This is a genomic window from Streptomyces ossamyceticus (assembly GCF_001418475.1).
Lineage (GTDB): Bacteria > Actinomycetota > Actinomycetes > Streptomycetales > Streptomycetaceae > Streptomyces > Streptomyces ossamyceticus.
In genome coordinates, this window is the sequence record NZ_LIQX01000610.1 from 1 (window position 1) to 4,362 (window position 4,362).

The following is a 4,362-nucleotide window of genomic DNA, read 5'->3' on the forward strand; positions in this document are numbered from 1 at the left end:
GCCCACTCGCCCGTCCACGGCCGGGACCCCAAGGAACTGGCCGCCCTGCTCACCGGCGAGAGCGGCCCCGAACGGCGGCTCGACATGATGCTGCGCCTCGGCCCGTACGGCGACGGCTTCGGCACCGACCCCGACGGCCTGAACCTGGAACGGCTGCTCGCCCACCCGCACGGCATCGACCTCGGGCCCCTCCAGCCTCGGCTGCCCCAGCCGCTCAAGACGGTCAGCGGCAGGATCGAACTGCTGCCGGGCCCGATCGCCGACGACCTGCCGAGGCTCCGCACGGCCCTCGGGGAACGCCCGGACGGCCTCGTCCTCATCGGCCGCCGCCATCTGCGGTCCAACAACAGCTGGCTCCACAACGTCCCCGCCCTCACCGGCGGCACCAACCGCTGCACCCTGCACATCCACCCCGAGGACGCCGCACGCCTCGACATCACCGACGGGGACGCCGTACGGATCAAGGGCGCCGGTGGAGAGGTCACCGCTCCCGCCGAGGTCACCGACGGTGTACGCCGGGGCGTGGTGAGCCTTCCGCACGGCTGGGGACACGACCGGCCGGGCACCCGGATGAGCCACGCCGCGCTCGACCCCGGCGTCAACGTCAACCAGCTCCTCGACGGCTCGCTCCTTGATCCACTGTCGGGCAACGCGGTCCTCAATGGAGTGCCCGTGGAGCTCGCACGAGCAGGCGCAACGCTGTGACCTGGAGTTCTGCGCTTATTGCTCGCATGTCAACGTCTTGTTAACGCTTGTGGAGCCGCCCTAACGTCGTCGCACCGCCGGTGCCCTGGTGGGAGTTCAAGGGCGAACGTTAGGTATCCACATGTTGACCATCCTCGGCTTCGCCATGATCGCGACCTTCCTGGTCCTGATCATGATGAAGAAGATGTCGCCGATCGCGGCGCTCGTGCTGATCCCCGCTCTCTTCTGCGTCTTCGTAGGGAAGGGCGCCAAGCTCGGCGACTACGTCATCGAGGGGGTGGGCAACCTCGCGCCCACCGCCGCGATGCTCATGTTCGCCATCGTCTACTTCGGCCTCATGATCGACGTCGGCCTCTTCGACCCGATCGTCCGAGGCATCCTGAAGTTCTGCAAGGCCGACCCGCTGCGCATCGTCATCGGCACGGCCCTGCTCGCCGCGATCGTCTCGCTCGACGGCGACGGCTCCACCACCTTCATGATCACCGTCTCGGCGATGTACCCGCTGTACAAGCGCCTGAAGATGAGCCTCGTCGTCATGACCGGTGTCGCCGCCACCGCCAACGGCGTGATGAACACGCTGCCCTGGGGCGGCCCGACCGCTCGCGCCGCCACCGCGCTCAAGCTCGACGCGGGCGACATCTTCGTCCCGATGATCCCGGCGCTCGCCGTCGGCCTCCTCTTCGTCTTCGTCCTCGCCTACTTCCTCGGTCTGCGCGAGCGCAAGCGCCTCGGTGTGCTGAGCCTCGACGACGTCCTGGAGCAGGACAAGATCGTCAAGGACGAGGAGCAGGAGCAGTCCGAGGAGACCGTGCTCGTCGGCGCGGGCGCCTCCGCCGCCGGCTCCGGCTCCGGTGACGACAAGGTCCGTACGGCCAAGACCACCGGTGGCGCGGGCTCCGGCACCGACGCCGATCCCGCCGACGACGCCGACGACGTCCGCCTCCAGGGCCTGGACCCGAACCGCCCGACGCTGCGCCCCAAGCTGTACTGGTTCAACGCGCTGCTCACGGTCACGCTGCTCACCGCCATGATCATGGAATGGCTGCCGATCCCGGTGCTGTTCATCCTCGGCGCCGCGCTCGCCCTGACGGTCAACTTCCCCCACATCCCCGACCAGAAGGCCCGGCTCGCCGCCCACGCCGACAACGTCCTCAACGTCTCCGGCATGGTCTTCGCCGCCGCCGTCTTCACCGGCGTCCTCCAGGGCACCGGCATGGTCGACTCCATGGCCAAGTGGATCGTCGACGGCATCCCCGAGGGCATGGGCCCGCACATGGCCCTCGTCACCGGCTTCCTGAGCCTGCCGCTCACGTACTTCATGTCCAACGACGGCTTCTACTTCGGTGTCCTGCCGGTCCTCGCCGAGGCCGGTGCCGCGCACGGTGTCTCGCCCCTGGAGATCGCCCGCGCCTCCCTCGTCGGCCAGCCGCTGCACATGTCCAGCCCGCTCGTGCCCGCCGTCTACGTCCTCGTGGGCATGGCGAAGGTGGAGTTCGGTGACCACACCCGGTTCGTCGTGAAGTGGGCGGCGGTCACCTCGCTGATCATCCTGGGCGCCGGGATCCTGATGGGCATCATCTGAGCCGACGGACACCGTCGGTTCAGACGATCCGACGGACACCGTCGCTCAAGTCAAGGAGGAACGTCATCGTGAGGCCCGGCAGGAATCGCGGCTGGCTGCTTCGTCTCGTCATCGCCTTCAGCTTCGCGCAGGGGGCGGTGTCGATGGCGCGGCCCGCCGTCTCCTACCGGGCCCTCGCGCTGGGCGCCGACGAGCGCGCGATCGGTGTGATCGCGGGGGTCTACGCCCTGCTCCCGCTGTTCGCCGCCGTCCCGCTCGGCCGCAGGACCGACCAGGGGCGGTGCGCCCCCCTGCTGCCCGTCGGCGTCGTCCTCATCGCCGGCGGCTGTGCCCTGAGCGGTCTGGCGAACTCCCTGGTGACGATGGCCGTCTGGAGCGGGGTGATGGGCCTCGGCCATCTCTCCTTCGTCATCGGCGCCCAGTCGCTGGTCGCCCGGCAGTCCGCGCCGCACGAACACGACCGCAACTTCGGCCACTTCACCATCGGCGCCTCCCTCGGCCAGCTGATCGGCCCGATCGCCGCGGGTGCCCTCATCGGCGGCCCGGACATGGCGCGGACGAGCGCCCTGGCACTGGTGGTGGCGGGTGCGGGGGCGGCCGTCGCGTTCACGTCGCTGTGGCGCATAGAGCGCCCCGTGGACCCCGAGTCCCGCACCGAGCAGGGCGAGCGGGTCCCCGTGCACCGCATCCTGCGCACCAGAGGAGTGCCCGGCGGCATCCTCATCAGCCTCGCGGTGCTGTCGGCGACCGACATCCTCACCGCCTACCTCCCGGTCGTCGGGGAGGACCGGGGCATCGCGCCGACCGTCATCGGCCTCCTGCTGAGCCTGCGCGCCGCCGCCACCATCGCCTGCCGTCTGGTGATGACCCCCATGCTGCGGTGGCTCGGCCGGACCGCCCTGCTCACGGTGACCTGTGTGCTCGGGGCCGTGCTGTGCGCGGGTATCGCGGTGCCGGTGCCCGTGTGGGCGCTGGCGCTGATGCTCGCCGCGCTCGGCTTCTGCCTCGGGGTCGGGCAGCCGCTGTCCATGACGACGGTCGTGCACGCCGCCCCGGACGACGCCCGCTCCACGGCCCTCGCGCTCCGGCTCACGGGCAACCGGCTCGGGCAGGTCGCGGCGCCGGCCGCCGCGGGTCTGGTCGCCGGTGTCGCGGGAGTGGCCGCGCCGTTCGTGATGCTCGGCGCGCTGTTGCTGGTGTCGTCGGGAATCGCCCTGCGCTCCCCGGTCGCTCCGGCAGGGGAGAGCGGTGGGGCGGAGCGTTCCGCCGGGCAGCCCGGCGGGAAGGAGCGATCCGCCGGGCGGCGCGGCTCCCGGATCGGGGCGGTCTTGAGCCGGAAGAGGGATATCTGACGGCGAGTGAGGCGCGGCTCCCGGCGCCTCCCCTCGTGATGTGACAGAGAGTCAGGTGAAAGCGTGATTTGTATGACAATCACCTGACTCGGAGGTCTTGCATGTCCACCTCGTCCCGCCCCCGCCGCGCCGGACGCGCGAGTGCCGCCGTCCTCGCGACGCTCACCGCCACGGGAGCCACCATGATCTCGGCACCGGCCGCCGTCGCGGCGCCGGGCGACCCCGACGTCAAGATCCACAGGGTGGGCTTCCCGTTCAGCAACCAGCGCAATCAGTCGAACGTCTGCGACTTCTATCTGGCCGCGTTCAACTTCCGCGCGGGACAGAGGATCGCCTGGAGCATCGAGAAGCTGCCGCCCGCCCCACTCCCCAACCCCGTCGCCGAGGGTGCCATCGCGCTCGCGGCCGACGGCAGCGGCTACACCCCGCCGGTGACCCCCGAGGGCGCCGTGCGGTTCCAGGAGGGCGACTACCGGCTGACCTGGCGGATCGTCGGTGAGACGGCCGCGCCCAAGTTCAAGGACTTCAACGTGAACTGCCCCGTCGCGCCCAACGGCGGCCCGCCGGCCGGCGGCGGCGGCCTCGCCATGACCAAGGACTTCTCCCCGGTCGCCGGGACGGCCGCCGTGGGTCTCGCCGCGGTGGGCGGAGTCGCCTATCTGCGGCTGCGCCGTCGTCGCGCCGATGGCGCCGCGTAGACGCGCGTCCGGTGCCAGGGGCGCG

Annotated in this window: 4 protein-coding genes; all 4 read left to right on the plus strand. The window is 70.9% G+C overall.

Translation table 11 applies throughout. The annotated features are described in order from the left end of the window. Positions 1 to 705: molybdopterin dinucleotide binding domain-containing protein (locus AOK15_RS34650; RefSeq protein WP_205632280.1), on the plus strand; the 705-nt coding region annotated here is incomplete at its 5' end. A gap of 121 nt (positions 706 to 826) precedes the next feature. Then, entirely contained in the window at positions 827 to 2,287 is a 1,461-nt protein-coding gene (locus AOK15_RS34655; protein ID WP_055522272.1) for a citrate:proton symporter, read from the plus strand. Between the two features lie 68 nt (positions 2,288 to 2,355). Beyond that, positions 2,356 to 3,639 carry an MFS transporter gene (locus tag AOK15_RS34660; protein ID WP_055522273.1) on the plus strand — a complete coding sequence of 428 codons (1,284 nt, stop codon included), beginning with the start codon at positions 2,356 to 2,358 and terminating at the stop codon, positions 3,637 to 3,639. A 101-nt stretch (positions 3,640 to 3,740) separates the two neighbouring features. After that, positions 3,741 to 4,337 carry a hypothetical protein gene (locus AOK15_RS34665; protein WP_055522274.1) on the plus strand — a complete coding sequence of 199 codons (597 nt, stop codon included), beginning with the start codon at positions 3,741 to 3,743 and terminating at the stop codon, positions 4,335 to 4,337. Positions 4,338 to 4,362 lie beyond the last annotated feature (25 nt).

Coding starts and splice junctions, on each gene's coding strand:
- AOK15_RS34655 (WP_055522272.1), top strand. CDS start 827: ATGTTGACCATCCTCGGCTTCGCCATGATCGCGACCTTCCTGGTCCTG.
- AOK15_RS34665 (WP_055522274.1), top strand. CDS start 3,741: ATGTCCACCTCGTCCCGCCCCCGCCGCGCCGGACGCGCGAGTGCCGCC.